Source organism: Vibrio sp. SCSIO 43136 (assembly GCF_023716565.1).
GTDB lineage: Bacteria > Pseudomonadota > Gammaproteobacteria > Enterobacterales > Vibrionaceae > Vibrio.
On sequence record NZ_CP071848.1, the window covers coordinates 2,475,364 to 2,491,161 of the forward strand.

14 protein-coding genes are annotated in these 15,798 nt (G+C 46.4%); 5 read left to right on the top strand and 9 right to left on the bottom strand.

Features of this window, described 5'->3' with window-relative positions; genetic code table 11:
* Positions 1-6: 6 nt before the first annotated feature.
* Entirely contained in the window at positions 7-966 is a 960-nt protein-coding gene (gene serB, locus J4N39_RS11745; RefSeq protein ID WP_252019526.1) for a phosphoserine phosphatase, read from the bottom strand.
* Between the two features lie 112 nt (positions 967-1,078).
* Between serB and J4N39_RS11750 the strand changes: the two genes are divergently transcribed.
* Complete coding sequence (locus J4N39_RS11750) at positions 1,079-1,702, top strand: YtjB family periplasmic protein (RefSeq protein WP_252019529.1); 624 nt, start codon at positions 1,079-1,081, stop codon at positions 1,700-1,702.
* A 134-nt stretch (positions 1,703-1,836) separates the two neighbouring features.
* Here the strand turns inward: J4N39_RS11750 and deoD are convergent, their stop codons facing one another.
* The 7 genes from deoD to J4N39_RS11785 form a co-directional block, all read right to left on the bottom strand.
* Entirely contained in the window at positions 1,837-2,553 is a 717-nt protein-coding gene (deoD, locus tag J4N39_RS11755) for a purine-nucleoside phosphorylase (RefSeq protein WP_252019533.1), read from the bottom strand.
* A 66-nt stretch (positions 2,554-2,619) separates the two neighbouring features.
* Positions 2,620-3,840: a phosphopentomutase gene (locus J4N39_RS11760; protein WP_252019536.1), complete on the bottom strand. Its 1,221-nt coding sequence runs from the start codon at positions 3,838-3,840 to the stop codon at positions 2,620-2,622.
* 18 nt (positions 3,841-3,858) lie between these two features.
* Positions 3,859-5,187: a thymidine phosphorylase gene (gene deoA / locus J4N39_RS11765; RefSeq protein ID WP_252019539.1), complete on the bottom strand. Its 1,329-nt coding sequence runs from the start codon at positions 5,185-5,187 to the stop codon at positions 3,859-3,861.
* Positions 5,188-5,272: 85 nt separating this feature from the next.
* Positions 5,273-6,049 (bottom strand): deoxyribose-phosphate aldolase, encoded by a 777-nt coding sequence (deoC, locus tag J4N39_RS11770; RefSeq protein ID WP_252019542.1) that lies wholly within the window; start codon positions 6,047-6,049, stop codon positions 5,273-5,275.
* Between the two features lie 220 nt (positions 6,050-6,269).
* Positions 6,270-6,440 (bottom strand): XapX domain-containing protein, encoded by a 171-nt coding sequence (locus J4N39_RS11775; RefSeq protein WP_252019545.1) that lies wholly within the window; start codon positions 6,438-6,440, stop codon positions 6,270-6,272.
* Positions 6,441-6,640: 200 nt separating this feature from the next.
* On the bottom strand, positions 6,641-7,888 hold the full coding sequence (locus tag J4N39_RS11780) for a NupC/NupG family nucleoside CNT transporter (protein WP_252019547.1): 1,248 nt from the start codon (positions 7,886-7,888) through the stop codon (positions 6,641-6,643).
* 201 nt (positions 7,889-8,089) lie between these two features.
* On the bottom strand, positions 8,090-8,872 hold the full coding sequence (locus J4N39_RS11785; protein WP_252019549.1) for a TatD family hydrolase: 783 nt from the start codon (positions 8,870-8,872) through the stop codon (positions 8,090-8,092).
* A gap of 358 nt (positions 8,873-9,230) precedes the next feature.
* Here J4N39_RS11785 and J4N39_RS11790 point away from each other — a divergent pair, with 358 nt between their 5' ends.
* From J4N39_RS11790 to J4N39_RS11805, 4 genes are all read left to right on the top strand, one after another.
* Positions 9,231-10,226, top strand: a complete 996-nt coding sequence (locus J4N39_RS11790) for a BMP family lipoprotein (protein WP_252019552.1) — start codon at positions 9,231-9,233, stop codon at positions 10,224-10,226.
* A 98-nt stretch (positions 10,227-10,324) separates the two neighbouring features.
* Positions 10,325-11,908 (top strand): ABC transporter ATP-binding protein, encoded by a 1,584-nt coding sequence (locus tag J4N39_RS11795; protein ID WP_252019555.1) that lies wholly within the window; start codon positions 10,325-10,327, stop codon positions 11,906-11,908.
* A complete protein-coding gene (locus J4N39_RS11800; protein WP_252019557.1) occupies positions 11,905-13,032 on the top strand; it encodes an ABC transporter permease in 1,128 nt (375 codons plus the stop codon). The genes J4N39_RS11795 and J4N39_RS11800 overlap by 4 nt, the downstream gene beginning before the upstream one ends.
* 2 nt (positions 13,033-13,034) lie before the next feature.
* Positions 13,035-14,000, top strand: a complete 966-nt coding sequence (locus J4N39_RS11805; RefSeq protein WP_252019560.1) for an ABC transporter permease — start codon at positions 13,035-13,037, stop codon at positions 13,998-14,000.
* 83 nt (positions 14,001-14,083) lie between these two features.
* Here J4N39_RS11805 and prfC read toward each other — a convergent pair whose 3' ends face one another.
* Positions 14,084-15,673 (bottom strand): peptide chain release factor 3, encoded by a 1,590-nt coding sequence (gene prfC / locus J4N39_RS11810; RefSeq protein WP_252019562.1) that lies wholly within the window; start codon positions 15,671-15,673, stop codon positions 14,084-14,086.
* Between the last annotated feature and the right edge of the window lie 125 nt (positions 15,674-15,798).

Consider the following 15,798-nt stretch of genomic DNA (forward strand, 5'->3'; position numbering starts at 1 on the left):
AAGTAATTACCAGCTAAGTTTGCGAAGCTTAGCTAACTGACCTGACAAAATACAAACCACGCCACCTAAATCAGCGACATTAACAGCCGTTTGCGCCTGTTGCTGTACTTTAGGTTTGGCGTGATAGGCCACTCCTAATCCAGCTGCGGCCATCATCACTAAATCATTAGCACCATCACCTACGGCAATAGACTGATAAGGGTCAAAGTCATACTCTTCTACCAACTTAGCCAAGATATCGGCTTTGGTTTGCGCACTGACCACTTCACCAAGCACTTCGCCTGTTAGTTTGCCATCAATGATTTCAAGTTGATTTGACTGAGCAAAATCAAGTCCTAATTGGCTTTTCACTTCATCGGAGAAATAAGTAAAGCCACCGGAAGCAATCGCTGTTTTCCAACCAAACGCTTTCAAAGTATCAACCAACTCGATCACTTCTGGCATCAGTGGGATCTGTTGGCGAACCGTCTCTAAAATCGCTTGGTCAGCATCTTTTAACGCCCCTACACGCTGGCGTAAGCTTTGCTCAAAATCGAGCTCACCTTGCATCGCTCGCTCGGTCACTTCTGCCACCATTTCGCCAACACCAGCAAGTTTTGCAATTTCATCGATACACTCGATTTGAATGGCGGTTGAATCCATATCCATGAGAAGTAGACCCGGTTTGGTCATATCTGGAACGTCAGTTAAAGAGGCATAATCTAAATTCAGTTCGCTCAAGATGGTTTGATGCTCTGGGGTGATATCCCCTGCCATCAAGGCCACTTCATACGGCCCCACCTGCCAACACTCAATGATCGGATTAAATGTTCCCGTAAAGAAATCTAGGTCTTCGAAGTGCTTAGGTGACAGGTAGTGACCAAAAACAATCCAGTTAGCGGTCTTACGATCATGAAAATGGCGAGTTTGTGTTTCTGGAAAGCGCTGACGTAACGTCGTGCGCTTACTGATCTTTAATGCAGTCATAACTTCCTAGTCATTGTGATATCCATTTATCCAAACGTTAACCTATTGCAAAACGAAAAGGCAAGCTACAATGTAGCTCATCCAGTTAAGTTACTGTCTTGAGACGTTATCTATGAGTAGCTCAGTTATTTCATTTCGCTCTTTTATCCGTGTACTGGCCATGCTGGCGGTACTGGCACTGTTTAGCTTTATGATCCAAAACAGTTTTATCATCAGTAAAGGCAATGAACGCATCCAAGCCCGCCAATTGGAAACCCTAACTAATATGTTGGCGACTCAAGCAGCGCTGTCTGCGAGCTATATGCTGGTGAATGATGAACAAGAAAGGCTACTCAAGCTCACCAATCAACTTGCCAAAGACCGTTTGGTGTTAGATGCCACTATCTACGATGCCGAAGGGGTTAAGCTGGCTGCCAGTGAAAATGCCACTCCTGTAAGAGAAGTGCTTGGCCTAGATACCCCGTTGTCTACCGCCAGTATTGGCCGCCAACAGTTGGTCGAACCGATTTATCACCAAGAAAACCTGATCGGCTTTGTTCGCATCACCTTTGAAAAAGGCATGGTGACGGCTATCTCAGACCATCACTACCGAAATAGTGACCGTACCATGTACCTGATGTTAATCATGAGTTTTATCAGTGGTCTGTTGATTAGTTTCTTATTGCGACGCCACGTAAAACGCAACCGAGCAAAACAGCGTAGTAGCGAAGAGAATTTGTTGTTGAAGCAGGTTTAAGAAACGGGTGAAAGGGTGAAAGGGTGAACAACCTACCCACTCGTCTTAGAATGAGCAAGTTTTATCTCCCCCCTTTCTCCCTTAGCGGCAGCGTCCGTTTCCCGTTAGCGAAGCGTCCGCTTTACCGATAAAAATCACTTATCGCCTAGAAGAACAGAATCCAGTGCGATTTCCATCATCTCGTTGAAAGTAGTGGCACGCTCATCAGAAGTCGTTTGCTCACCAGTTTTGATGTGATCTGAAACGGTACAAATTGCTAGTGCTTTTGCGCCGTACTCAGCACATACACCATAGATGCCTGCCGCTTCCATTTCCACGCCGACAATGCCGTACTTATCCATCACGTCAAACATTTCTGGATCTGGCGTGTAGAACAATTCAGCTGAGAAAAGGTTACCCACTTTTACGTCAATACCACGTGCTTTGGCCGCTTCTTCTGCATTTTTTACCATGTGGTAGTCAGCAATCGCTGCAAAATCGTGGTCTTTAAAACGAATACGGTTTACTTTCGAGTCAGTACAAGCACCCATACCAATAACGACATCACGTACCTTAATATCTTCGTTAACGGCACCACAGCTGCCAACACGAATGATTTTCTTAACGCCAAAGTCTTTGATCAGCTCAGTCACGTAGATTGAACATGATGGGATGCCCATACCGTGGCCCATCACAGAAATCTTACGACCTTTGTAAGTGCCAGTGTAGCCATACATATTACGTACATCACATACCTGCACTACATCTTCTAGGAAAGTTTCCGCAATGTATTTAGCGCGAAGTGGGTCACCAGGCATCAGTACAACGTCAGCAAAATCACCCATTTCAGCATTAATATGTGGAGTAGCCATGTAGAATTCCTTGTTTATTAAGTAAAGAAAAACAGATAAAGCCCCTAACGAGTAGGAGCTTGGAAATTATAGAAAACTCTTACCATAGTCCATGGCAGAAGTTTCAAAGTAGCTTGCAAGGCTTTGGCCGATATCAGCGAAGCTATCGCGACGACCAAGTGAACCTGCTGGAACCTTGTGTCCGTAGACCAATACAGGGATATGTTCTCGAGTGTGGTCGCTGCCCGGCCAAGTTGGGTCACAACCATGGTCTGCGGTTAGAATAAGTACATCATCTTCTTCTAGCATCTCCAAGATTTCTGGAAGGCGCTTATCAAAATATTCTAGTGCCGCGGCATAACCTGCCACATCACGGCGGTGCCCGTAAGCTGAGTCAAAATCAACAAAGTTGGTAAATACGATTGAGTTATTACCTGCTTTTGCTATTTGCTCTTTAGTTGCGTCAAACAGAGCTTCAAGGCCAGTAGCTTTCACTTTTTGCGTAATACCACAGTGCGCATAAATGTCGGCAATCTTACCAACAGAAATCACATCACCGTTTTTCTCTTCCACTAATTTCTGAAGCACTGTCGCTGACGGTGGCTCAACAGAAAGATCACGGCGGTTACCAGTACGCTCAAAGCTACCCGCTTTGTCACCCAGGAATGGACGCGCAATCACACGGCCGATGTTGTAGTCTTCTAGCTCTTCGCGCACAATTTGGCAAAGCTCTAACAGGTTGTCTAAACCATAAGTCTCTTCGTGACAGGCAATCTGGAACACTGAGTCAGCTGAAGTGTAAAAGATAGGCTTACCTGATGACATGTGCTCTTCGCCCAAGTCATCTAACACTTGGGTACCCGATGCGTGGCAGTTACCTAGGTAGCCTGGCAAGTTAGCACGAGTCACGATGCGATCAAGCAGCTCCTGTGGGAAGCTGTTTTTTTTATCAGTGAAGTAACCCCAATCAAACAACACTGGTACACCAGCAATTTCCCAGTGACCTGATGGTGTATCTTTACCTGATGATAGCTCAGCGGCATGACCGTAAGCACCGATCACTTCGATATTCTCATCCATACCAGCATGAAGCTTGCCCGTTGACTCTTTCGCAGCCATTGCAAGGCCAAGCTTAGATAGGTTAGGTAGCTTAAGCTCACCACTGCGCAGATCGTTATCTGCGTTACCTAGCGCACACTGCTCAGCGATGTGGCCAAAGGTATCTGAACCTACATCGCCAAATTTTTCCGCATCCGCAGAAGCGCCGATTCCGAATGAATCTAAAACTAAAATAATTGAACGTTTCATAATCTTCTCCACCGTTCTTTATACGTCTTCCGCTCGGATCTGGCGGTAAACATTTGGTGTTGGGGTATAAGTACCACCCACTGTAATTGCTTCACGCAGTGCGTTAGCCGCTTCTTGCCACTGTTCTTCACTGCGAGCATGAATAATCGCAAGCGGGGTGGCTTGGTCAGCGGTTTGACCAAGGCGGATAAAGCCATCAAAACCTACAGCATAGTCGATAGTGTCAGTTGCCACACGGCGACCACCACCCATACCGACAACTGCCATGCCAATGGCACGAGTATCCATCGCAGATACAACGCCTTCACTATCGGCATAAACTGGCTTGATAACTTCCGCTTTTTCTAAGTAGTTATCGTAATTCTGTACAAAATCTTCAGGGCCACCTAAACCTGAGACCATGCGACCAAAGCACTCAGCCGCCTTACCATTGTCCAAGACTTCCATTAATCTAGCTTGTGCATCTTCGGTATCGCTCGCAAGCTTACCTAGCACAAGCATCTCGGCACATGACGCCATGGTGACTTCTAGCAATCGAGGGTTGCGGTATTCACCAGTCAGGAAGCGAACGGCTTCACGAACTTCCAAAGCGTTACCAGCAGAAGACGCCAACACTTGGTTCATGTCAGTGAGTATCGCTGTCGTCTTAGTACCAGCGCCATTGGCCACTGCAACAATAGATTTAGCCAACTCTTCAGAAGCTTCATAAGTTGGCATAAATGCACCACTACCCACCTTCACATCCATCACTAAAGATTCAAGGCCTGCAGCCAATTTCTTTGAAAGGATAGATGCGGTAATGAGAGAAATATTATCGACAGTCGCTGTGATATCACGAGTAGCGTAAACACGTTTGTCCGCAGGGGCTAGGTCACCCGTCTGACCTATGATTGCCACCCCAGCATCCTTGGTCACTTGACCAAATACTTCATTGGTAGGGGTAATATCATAGCCCGGAATCGACTCAAGCTTATCCAGCGTGCCACCCGTGTGGCCTAAACCACGGCCAGAGATCATTGGAACGAAACCACCGCACGCGGCCACCATAGGGCCAAGCATCAGCGAGGTCACATCCCCGACTCCACCAGTAGAGTGTTTATCTACAATTGGACCGCCAAAGTTTTGCTCGGCCCAATCAATTACCATGCCGGAATCTCGCATTGCACAAGTCAGAGCAATGCGTTCTGGCATGGTCATTTCATTGAAAAAAATAGCCATCGCAAACGCTGCGATCTGGCCTTCAGAGACTGTATTTTTGGCAACGCCTTGAATGAAGAAGTTGATCTCTTCATTCGTCAGTACTTCGCCATCACGTTTTTTACGAATAATTTCTTGTGGTAAATACATTAGTACCTCCTCAGCATCCTGCTGAGTACAAAATAAGTATAGGAGAGTTGGGATAAACGGGGTGCAAGCACCCCATCTAAATGACTTAGTAAGCTGCAGGGTCTGCAGTTTCGTCACTCACTTCTAATGTATTAAGAAGGTTTGTTAGTAGGCTTGATGCACCAAAGCGGTAGTGCATGTTGTCTGCCCAGTCAGCGCCTAGGATGTCATCTGCCATCGCAAGGTAAGCTGCTGCGTCTTCCGCCGTACGAACGCCGCCAGCTGGCTTAAAGCCAACCTTAGCTGCAACGTCCATATCACGGATAACTTCGAGCATCATACGTGCATATTCAGGGGTAGCGTTAACTGGCACTTTACCTGTTGAAGTCTTGATGAAATCAGCACCTGCTTTGATAGAAATTTCAGAAGCTTTCTTGATCAATGCTTCCTCTTTTAGTTCACCAGTTTCGATGATCACTTTAAGAAGGATATCACCACAAGCTTCTTTCACTTGCTTCACAAGTTCAAAGCCCACTTCTTCATTACCAGCGATAAGTGCACGGTACGGGAATACCACGTCAACTTCATCTGCGCCGTAAGCGATCGCCGCTTTGGTTTCAGCAACGGCAATCTCGATATCGTCGTTACCGTGTGGGAAGTTAGTTACTGTTGCAATGCGAACTTCAGGCGTACCTTGTTCGCGCAGCGTTTTCTTCGCAACCGGAATAAAGCGAGGGTAAATACAGATTGCTGCTGTGTTACCTACAGGTGATTTCGCATCATGACAAAGCGCAATCACTTTTTCATCAGTGTCGTCGTCATTTAGCGTGGTTAGGTCCATAAGTTTTAGCGCGCGCAATGCTGCTGCTTTTAAATCGCTCATTTGTATCTCCGAAAAGTATATTCATTTAGTAGCGGTGGATGTTTCCACCGGATTACAACATGAACGGACTTGGTTCCCTGAAGACTTGAACCGAACACGTCGGTTGCAATTGCTATCCTTGTCACCGCACAGTACCAGTTTGGTCTATGGCACAGCAGTTATTAACTGTGACTAACGTATATATGCTTGGTTACCCTCAATAAGCTCACTTCCTGTAAGCTCAGCTGAAGAATCGTTCAATGATCCAATGGTAAGCCATGCCGCCTAAGTACACCCCAACAATTCCCATCACTCCAGAAAGCACTGGAGGGGCAGGAATAGGCAACTTAAGCGCAGAAAATAAGATGCCAACGACAAATCCTGCCAGTGTCGCTAATAACACTTCGTTCATAGCATTCACCTTAACTTCCATAGATACATACATTATAGATATTTCAGCAAAAACTGTAGCCGTATCTAGAACGCAAACGGTTTGTATCTCAAAAAAAACGAAACTGGCCTTTAGCCAATTCCCAAAAAAAAACACCCCGCAGCAATGGCTTGCTACGGGGTGTTTTAATACAGGCGTCTATAAAATATCGACCTTAATTCTTACATGCCAGCTAGGCTTAGGCAGAAACCAGCGATAGTAGCGGCCATCAAGTTAGATAGCGTACCTGCGATTACTGCTTTAACACCCATGCGAGCGATATCTGGACGGCGTTTAGGTGCAAGGCTACCTAGACCGCCAAGTAGAATCGCAATAGAAGAAAGGTTTGCGAAACCACATAGAGCAAATGAGATAATTGCTTTAGTTTTCTCAGACAGTACCACTTCTGGGCTTTCTGCTAGGTAAGGTGCAAACTGAGAGTAAGCAACAAATTCGTTCGCAACCGTCTTCATACCGATGAACTCACCAGCAACTGTAGCTTCAGCCCAAGGAACACCGATTAGGAATGCTAGAGGTGCGAAGATGTAACCAAGGATCATCTCTAGGCTTAGCTCAGCCATACCGAACCAACCACCGATGCCACCAAGCATACCGTTGATTAGAGCAATCAGACCGATGAATGCGATTAGCATTGCACCAACGTTAAGCGCTAGTTGAAGACCTGCAGATGCACCGCCTGCTGCTGCGTCGATAACGTTAGCTGGCTTGTCTGCGCCTTCTTGACTGATATCGTCAAGTTGCTCAATAGCTTCTTCAGTTTCTGGCTTGATGATTTTAGCAAACAGAAGACCACCTGGTGCTGCCATGAATGACGCAGCGACTAGGTATTCAACTGGCACACCCATAGAAGCGTAACCTGCTAGTACACCACCAGCGATAGATGCTAGACCACCACACATTACTGCGAATAGCTCAGACTGAGTCATGCGAGGTACGAAAGGACGTACAACTAGCGGAGCTTCTGTTTGACCAACGAAGATGTTCGCCGCTGCAGACATAGATTCCGCACGAGAAGTGCCTAGTGCTTTTTGTAGACCACCACCAAGAATCTTGATAACCCACTGCATAATGCCTAGGTAGTACAGCACTGAAATTAGCGCTGAGAAGAAGATTAGAGTAGGTAGAACACGGAACGCAAAAATGAAACCTACATCAAATGTTGTTGCTAGGTTGCCGAAAAGGAAACCAGAACCTTCTCCACCGTAGTTGATTACACTTGAAACAGCATCAGAAATGCTGCGTAGGATCTCTTGTCCCCAAGGAACGTAGAGAATGAACGCACCCAGTGCGAATTGGATGGCAAATGCGCCACCTACAGTACGTAGATTAATAGCTTTGCGGTTGTCAGATAGTAGAACTGCGATTGCAATCAGCACTACCATGCCAACCAGGCTCATAAACAGGCTCATAGTTTATGACTTCCTTATAATTAGTAATTTGGCGTGTAACAATTTTTGAAACTCAAAAACGAGGTGGATTATACAAACCCTCACCAAAGAAGCTAGCACCCCCCTCACACTTTCGTTCTACCAAGGAGAAAAATCAGCACATTTTTATGATTTAGATCACATTTTAACTGCAATAGGAGAACGTTTGCGCTTTCATAAAGATCATAGATCACAAATGCCAAATAGTAATTTGCTATTTTCCTTCACTTGTGACGCAATCGTTTGCTTTTGTTCCGTTCGCAGGGTGTTCAACGAAGTTAGCACCTCAGCGACTCTTTTCGGCTCATTAGGCACACCTTGATACCCACTTAATGGCATATCAGGGGCATCTGTTTCAAAAACGAGCGATTCTAAGGGTAATCGTGCAATCGTTTGCCTAGTTTTGTTCGCTCTCGGGTAAGTGATCACCCCACCGACACCAATTTTTAGCCCGAGATTGATGTAATCCATCGCTTGCTGATAACTGCCACTAAATCCGTGAACCACACCTCCATAATCTGGCTGGGTCCGTTTTAAGCTCTGGATCATCTCTTGGTGGGCTTTTCTTGAATGCAATATCACTGGCAATTTGAATTGGTTTGCCAACAAGATTTGCTGCTCAAGTAACGAAATTTGCTCATCAACCTGCTCTTTACCTTGAAAGAAATCTAATCCGCACTCCCCTACTGCGACACATTTTTGACTGAGCCGAAACGACTCTTCAAGTTGCCACTTCAACCGCTGTATTGAGTTGTCATTTATCCCACCTAAAAACAGTGGATGAAATCCGAATGCGTAATAAATTTGGGCATGCTTTTCGCCAAGTTTTATCAGCTCAGCCCAATTGTCTTGATTGATACCCGGCACAATGAAGTGTGTTACGCCCGCTTGAAGCGCCTCATTAATCACAATTTCTAAATTTTTTTGCCTCGCAACAAGGTCTAAATGGCAGTGGGTATCTATCATTGCTACTCCATATTTTGTTCGGTCAACAACGCCTATTATAATGACTGTCTAGCGACGAATTCGGCAATAGTTCAATGTAATCGATTGCAATATTAAAACAGATGTTAAGCCCTATATATCAAGGGGTGCGACCACTAATAAGACTTATATCATTATCAATTGAAATTCCCATAGATCCTGTGAGGCAAACGGTTTCTTTTCATAACCGCAAACGATAAAATGGCCTATAGTGTTTATGGAACTAATGCATTTGATGCAGATAAATCATAAACAAAAGTTTACTAGGTATTAATTGTAGGACTCACCTAGCCAATCCACCGTCGGTAATCTCCTCTCCGACAGAAACAGGGAATTGATCGTGAAAAAAACTATTCTAAAAGCATCTGCTCTTGCAGTGGCAGTCGCATCATTTGGTGCATTTGCAGCAAAACCAGCCGTGGTTTACGACACAGCAGGTAAATTCGATAAATCATTTAACGAAGCTGTATTCCAAAAAGGCGTAAAAGTTTTTAAAGCCGATAAAGGCATCTCAGTACGTGAATTCGAACCACAAAACGAAGCTCAGCGTGAACAAGGTCTCCGCCGTCTTGCTAGCCGTGGTTTCACTCCTATCGTTGCTGTCGGTTTCAACATGGCATCTGCGGTTGAGAAAGTTGCGACTGAGTTCCCTGATATTCAGTTCACTATCATCGACATGGTGGTAGACAAACCAAACGTTCAGTCAATCATCTTTAAAGAGCACGAAGGCTCATTCCTTGTCGGTGCACTAGCAGCTAAGACCTCTGCAACAGGCAAAGTAGGTTTTGTTGGTGGTATGGACATTCCATTGATCCGTAAGTTTGAGTGTGGTTACCGCCAAGGTGCAATGCACGCTAACCCACAAGTGGAAACATTCCAAAATATGACTGGCTCAACTCCAGCGGCTTTTGCTGACCCAGCAAAAGGCTCTGAGCTAGCAAAATCTCAGTTCTCTAAAGGTGTGGATGTAATCTACGCTGCTGCTGGTGGTACGGGTATGGGTGTTTACCAAGCCGCAAAAGATGCAGGTAAATACGCTATCGGTGTAGATTCAAACCAAAACCATCTACAACCAGGCACCATGCTAACGTCTATGGTGAAAAAAGTTGGCCTTGCTGCTTACAACTCTTGGGAAGAAGCTGAGCAAGGTAATTGGAGTGCTGGCATCAAAGTGCTTGGTCTAAAAGAAGGTGCGGTTGAGTGGGCTTATGATGAGCACAACCAAGCGTTAGTTTCGGAAGATATGAAAGCATACCTAGCTAGCCTGCAAGAAGACATCATCGCAGGAAAGATCAAAGTTCATGATTACATGGCAGATAACACCTGTAACTTCTAAACTTTAGGTTTAGACAACTTTCGATCTGTTAAAAATAACGCCGCTGTTTGGTTGCACGACCACATAAACAGCGGCGTATCACTATAAGGCAATATCTCGTGACACAAGAACAATCTATTGCCATTGAACTCAAAAATATCGATAAGCGTTTCGGTGCGGTCCACGCAAACCGAGATATCGATCTGCGAGTTCCTTCAGGCACGATTCACGGCATAATTGGGGAAAATGGTGCGGGTAAATCAACCCTCATGAGCATCATTTATGGCTTTTACCACGCAGACCACGGCGAAATGACGGTAAACGGCCAAGCCTACAAACCCGCCAATTCACAAGAAGCGATCAGCGCAGGCATCGGCATGGTTCACCAACACTTTATGTTGGTAGAAACCTTTACCGTGCTTGAGAACATCATCCTCGGTGCTGAAGACGGCTGGAAACTGACAGAGAGTATCGGCAAAGCACGCAATAAACTGAAAGCACTGGCTGATGATTATGGTCTCGAAGTGCCGCTAGACGCTATAGTAGGTGAGTTGCCCGTCGGTCTTCAGCAGCGAGTTGAAATTCTAAAAGCACTCTACCGAGGTGCTAAGATTTTGATCCTCGATGAGCCAACAGGCGTGCTAACACCACAAGAAGCGGATCACCTCTTTCGCATCTTGGATAAACTGCGCTCCCAAGGCACCACAATAATGATCATTACTCACAAGCTACGTGAAGTACTTGCGATCACTGACAACATCTCAGTGATGCGTCAGGGTGCAATGGTGGAACACGTGGTGACAGCGCAGACGGACAAGGAATCTCTAGCTGAGCTGATGGTTGGTCGTAAAGTACGCCTGAAAGTAGACAAGTCTGAAGCATCTCCAAAGCAAGAACTGATTAAAGTGGATAACCTACAGTACTTTGATGACTCAGGTGTTGAACGAGTCAAAAGCGTTAGCTTCGGGGTACGACAAGGCGAGGTTGTCGGCATTGCAGGCGTGTCTGGTAATGGTCAATCAGAGATCCTCGGACTGCTATCTGGGATTTTACAGCCCTTCTCAGGCCAGATAGAGCTCAATGGTCACAAGATAGATAACACGACCACCTTAGACCCTCGCCAAGTGCGAGCTATCGGTGTGGGCCATATACCTGAAGATCGCCATAAACAAGGACTTATCAATAAGTTTGAAGCGCAAGAAGCATATATCCTTGGTTATCATCACCTCCCTGACTACAACAAAGGGATGCTGCAAGATAAAGCGGCGATAAAGCTTAGCTGCCAACAAAGCATGGATAAGTGGGATGTTCGCCCTAACGATACGACGCTCAAGACCGCAAACTTTTCTGGGGGTAACCAGCAAAAACTGGTGATCGCTCGTGAAATGGAGCAAAACCCAGATGTACTGCTCGTCGGTCAGCCAACCCGCGGTGTTGACATTGGTGCTATCGAGTATATCCACCAGCAAATCATCGCAGCTCGCGACGAAGATAAAGCGGTGCTGTTGGTATCGGTTGAACTTGATGAAATCTTGTCTCTGTCTGATCGCATAATAGTAGTGTTTGACGGAGCTATCGTTGGTGAAGTGTCGGCCAAAGATGCGGATGAAAAAACGCTAGGGTTGATGATGGCAAATATCCTGCCTGACCATTTAAAAGCAACCAATAGCGATATCCAAAGCGCACAAGGAGGCGAGCAATGAGCCAAGCAAAAGTACCCGCTTGGGTAACCGTGGCACTCTTGCCTGCAATTAACGTATTAGTTGCTTTTCTGGTATCAGCACTACTGTTTCTTTACATCGACATCAACCCAGTGGATGCGGCAAAAGTGATGTGGACCGGGGCATTTGGCTACGCTGAAGGCTTTGGTTACACCATGTATTACGCCACTGGCTTCATCTTCACCGGACTGGCTGTCGCCGTCGCATTCCATGCAGGTCTGTTTAACATTGGTGGTGAAGGTCAGGCATATATTGGTGGCCTTGGGGTCGGCCTTATCTGTTTAACACTCGGTGAGTATGCCCCTTGGTATATCGTCTTCCCAGTGGCGATCATTGTTGGCGGTCTGTTTGGTGCAGCCTGGGCATTTATCCCAGCTTACCTGCAAGCAAAACGCGGCTCACACATTGTTATCACCACCATTATGTTCAACTTCATCGCTGCATCCTTGATGGCGTACCTTCTGGTCGATATCTTGAAGCCAGAAAATACCATGGCAACGGAGAGTCGTGTATTTGCGGCGTCGAGTTGGCTACCTAAGATGCATGAAATTCTTGCGGTTTTCGGTATCGAAATGGCGGCAAGCCCGATGAATCTGAGCTTTATTTTTGCCCTGCTTTGCTGTGTATTTGTGTGGTTGTTTATGTGGCACTCACGCTGGGGATACGAGATCCGCTCGGTCGGCTCTAACCCATCAGCCGCAAGCTATGCAGGCATCAATTACGTTAAGATCATTGTATTAACCATGCTTATTTCTGGCATGTTAGCGGGCTTCTTTGGTCTAAACGTTCTGCAAGGTGAGCTTCACCAGATCAAACTCAACTTTGTTGAAGGCTTTGGTTTTACTGGAATCGCAGTGGCACTGATGGGACGTAACCACCCAATCGGTGTATTGCTCGCTAGTTTACTGTTTGGCTTCCTTTATCAAGGGGGCGCTGAGCTCAGCTTTGAATATGGCGTCGACCGTAACATCGTAGTTGTATTGCAAGGTTTGGTTATATTGTTCTCTGGCGCACTAGAACATATGTTCCGCCCAAGCCTTGAGAAAACTTACCTGAAACTGTTTGGCCCGAAGAAACCAGACCAAGCTGAGAAAGGAGTCGCTTGATTATGTTTGAAACGATTATTCTCATGCTGGATGCTACGTTACGTGTGGCAACTCCACTTATCTTGGCGTCTCTTGCTGGCATGTTCTGTGAGCGCTCAGGCATCGTAAATATCGCCTTGGAAGGTAAATTACTGGCGTCGGCCTTTGCGGGTGCAGCAACAGCGCATGTGACGGGCTCAGCTTGGCTCGGTTTGTGTGCTGGTATTGGTATCTCAGTATTGCTTGCCCTACTCCATGGTTTTGCTTCTATCACTCACCGTGGTGATCAGGTCGTCAGTGGTATGGCGATCAATATCTTAGCTGCTGGTTTAACCATAACCCTTGGTCGTCATTGGTTCCACCAAGGCGGCCAAACTCCAGCGCTTTCGGGTGATGCACGCTTTGCTCCGATCACTCTTCCAGGCGCGGAAGCACTCGCAGATGTCCCTGTCATTGGCCTGCTCTACTCAGAACTTATTAGTGGCCACTCCATATTGGTCTATTTAGTCGTACTGATTGTTCCTTCCGCTTGGTTCTTACTGTTTAGAACACGTTTTGGTTTGCGTTTGCGTGCTGTAGGTGAATCGCCATCTGCGGTTGATACTGCTGGTATCTCTGTGGTGCGGATGCGTTATGCAGCGGTTGCCATTTGTGGGGTTTTAGTCGGTATCGGTGGTGTCTACCTGTCCGTTGCTCAAACGGCGCAGTTTATCCCGAATATGAGTGCAGGTAAGGGCTATATGGCGCTAGCAGCGCTTATCTTTGGTAAGTGGCGTCCGTTTACGGCGATGGGTGCTTGTCTGCTGTTTGGTTTCTTAGATGCGTTAGCCATTCGAATGCAAGGCGTGAGCATCGGTGACTTTGCTATCCCTGTACAAGCCATTGAAGCGATTCCGTACGTACTCACGGTCTTCCTACTCGCAGGCTTTATCGGAAAAGCAGTGGCTCCAAAAGCGATTGGTGTTCCATATACCAAAGAGCGCGAGTAATCACTAGTACTTCTTAATGCATAAAAAAACGGTAGCCTGCCATGCAGTCTACCGTTTTTAATTACAAGTCAATTAACGAGAGATTAATGCTCGCGCGTTGCACGGAATTGAACGTCCGGGAAACGCTCACTCGCAAGGTTTAGGTTAACCATGGTTGGTGCGATGTAAGATAGGTTATCACCACCATCTAGCGCCAAGTTAGATTGGTTCTTACGCTTGAACTCATCTAGTTTCTTGTCATCGTCACACTCAACCCAACGAGCTGTTGCTACGTTCACGCTCTCGTAGATCGCTTCTACGTTGTATTCCGCTTTCAGACGCGCTACAACCACCTCAAACTGAAGTACACCAACCGCACCAACGATCAAATCGTTGTTTTGTAGCGGACGGAACACTTGCACCGCACCTTCTTCCGAAAGCTGGATCAAACCTTTTAACAGTTGCTTCTGCTTTAGTGGATCACGCAGACGGATACGACGGAACAGTTCTGGTGCAAAGTTTGGAATGCCCGAGAACTTAAGTGATTCACCTTGAGTAAAAGTATCACCAATCTGGATAGTACCGTGGTTGTGCAGACCGATGATGTCACCTGCGTATGCATTTTCCGCACGAGAACGGTCACCCGCCATAAAGGTTACCGCATCCGAGATGTTGATCTGCTTGCCAAGACGAACGTGGTTCATCTTCATACCCTGTTTGTAGGTACCCGATACGATACGCATAAATGCGATGCGGTCACGGTGTTTAGGGTCCATGTTCGCCTGGATCTTGAATACGAAGCCAGAGAATTTCTCTTCGCTCGCTTCAACTTCACGCTCATTTGCCTGACGTGGCATTGGCTGAGGAGCCCACTTAGTTAGACCGTCTAGCATGTGATCTACACCGAAGTTACCTAGTGCGGTACCGAAGTAAACTGGCGTTAGTTCACCTGCTAGGAATAGCTCTTCATCAAACTCAGGTGCTGCACCTATCACAAGTTCAAGCTCTTCACGCAGCTGCTCAGCTAGGTCGTCGCCTACAGCTTCATCTAGCTCAGGGTTGTCTAGACCCTTGATGATGCGCTGCTCTTGGATTGTGTGGCCTTGACCTGTTGAGTAGAGGATCGTCTCATCACGGTGGATGTGGTAAACACCTTTGAACTCTTTACCACAACCGATTGGCCATGAGATTGGCGCACACGCCATGTTTAGCTCGCTCTCAACCTCATCCAGAAGCTCCATTGGATCACGGATATCACGGTCAAGTTTGTTCATGAAGGTGACGATCGGCGTATCACGCAGACGGGTAACTTCCATCAGCTTACGAGTACGATCCTCGACACCTTTCGCTGCATCGATAACCATCAGACATGAGTCTACTGCGGTTAGAGTACGATAAGTATCTTCCGAGAAATCTTCGTGTCCTGGAGTATCAAGCAGGTTTACTAGGCAATCGTTGTATGGGAACTGCATTACCGAGGTCGTTACCGAGATACCACGCTCTTTTTCCATCTCCATCCAGTCTGACTTCGCGTGTTGCGCTGAGCCACGACCTTTTACCGTACCCGCTGTCTGGATAGCGCGTCCGAATAGTAGAACCTTTTCAGTAATGGTGGTTTTACCCGCATCCGGGTGAGAGATGATTGCGAAAGTTCTACGCTTAGACACTTCCTGCATAAATGGAGAATTCGACATTTGAATGATCTTCTTTGTATTGCTTGGTTTTGATGATCACCAAAACCAAGTGATTGAATTCGCTATATCACGCCTTAGCGCAATCTAGTTCACAATAAAGCACTAACTAATCAGATAGTTAGCAT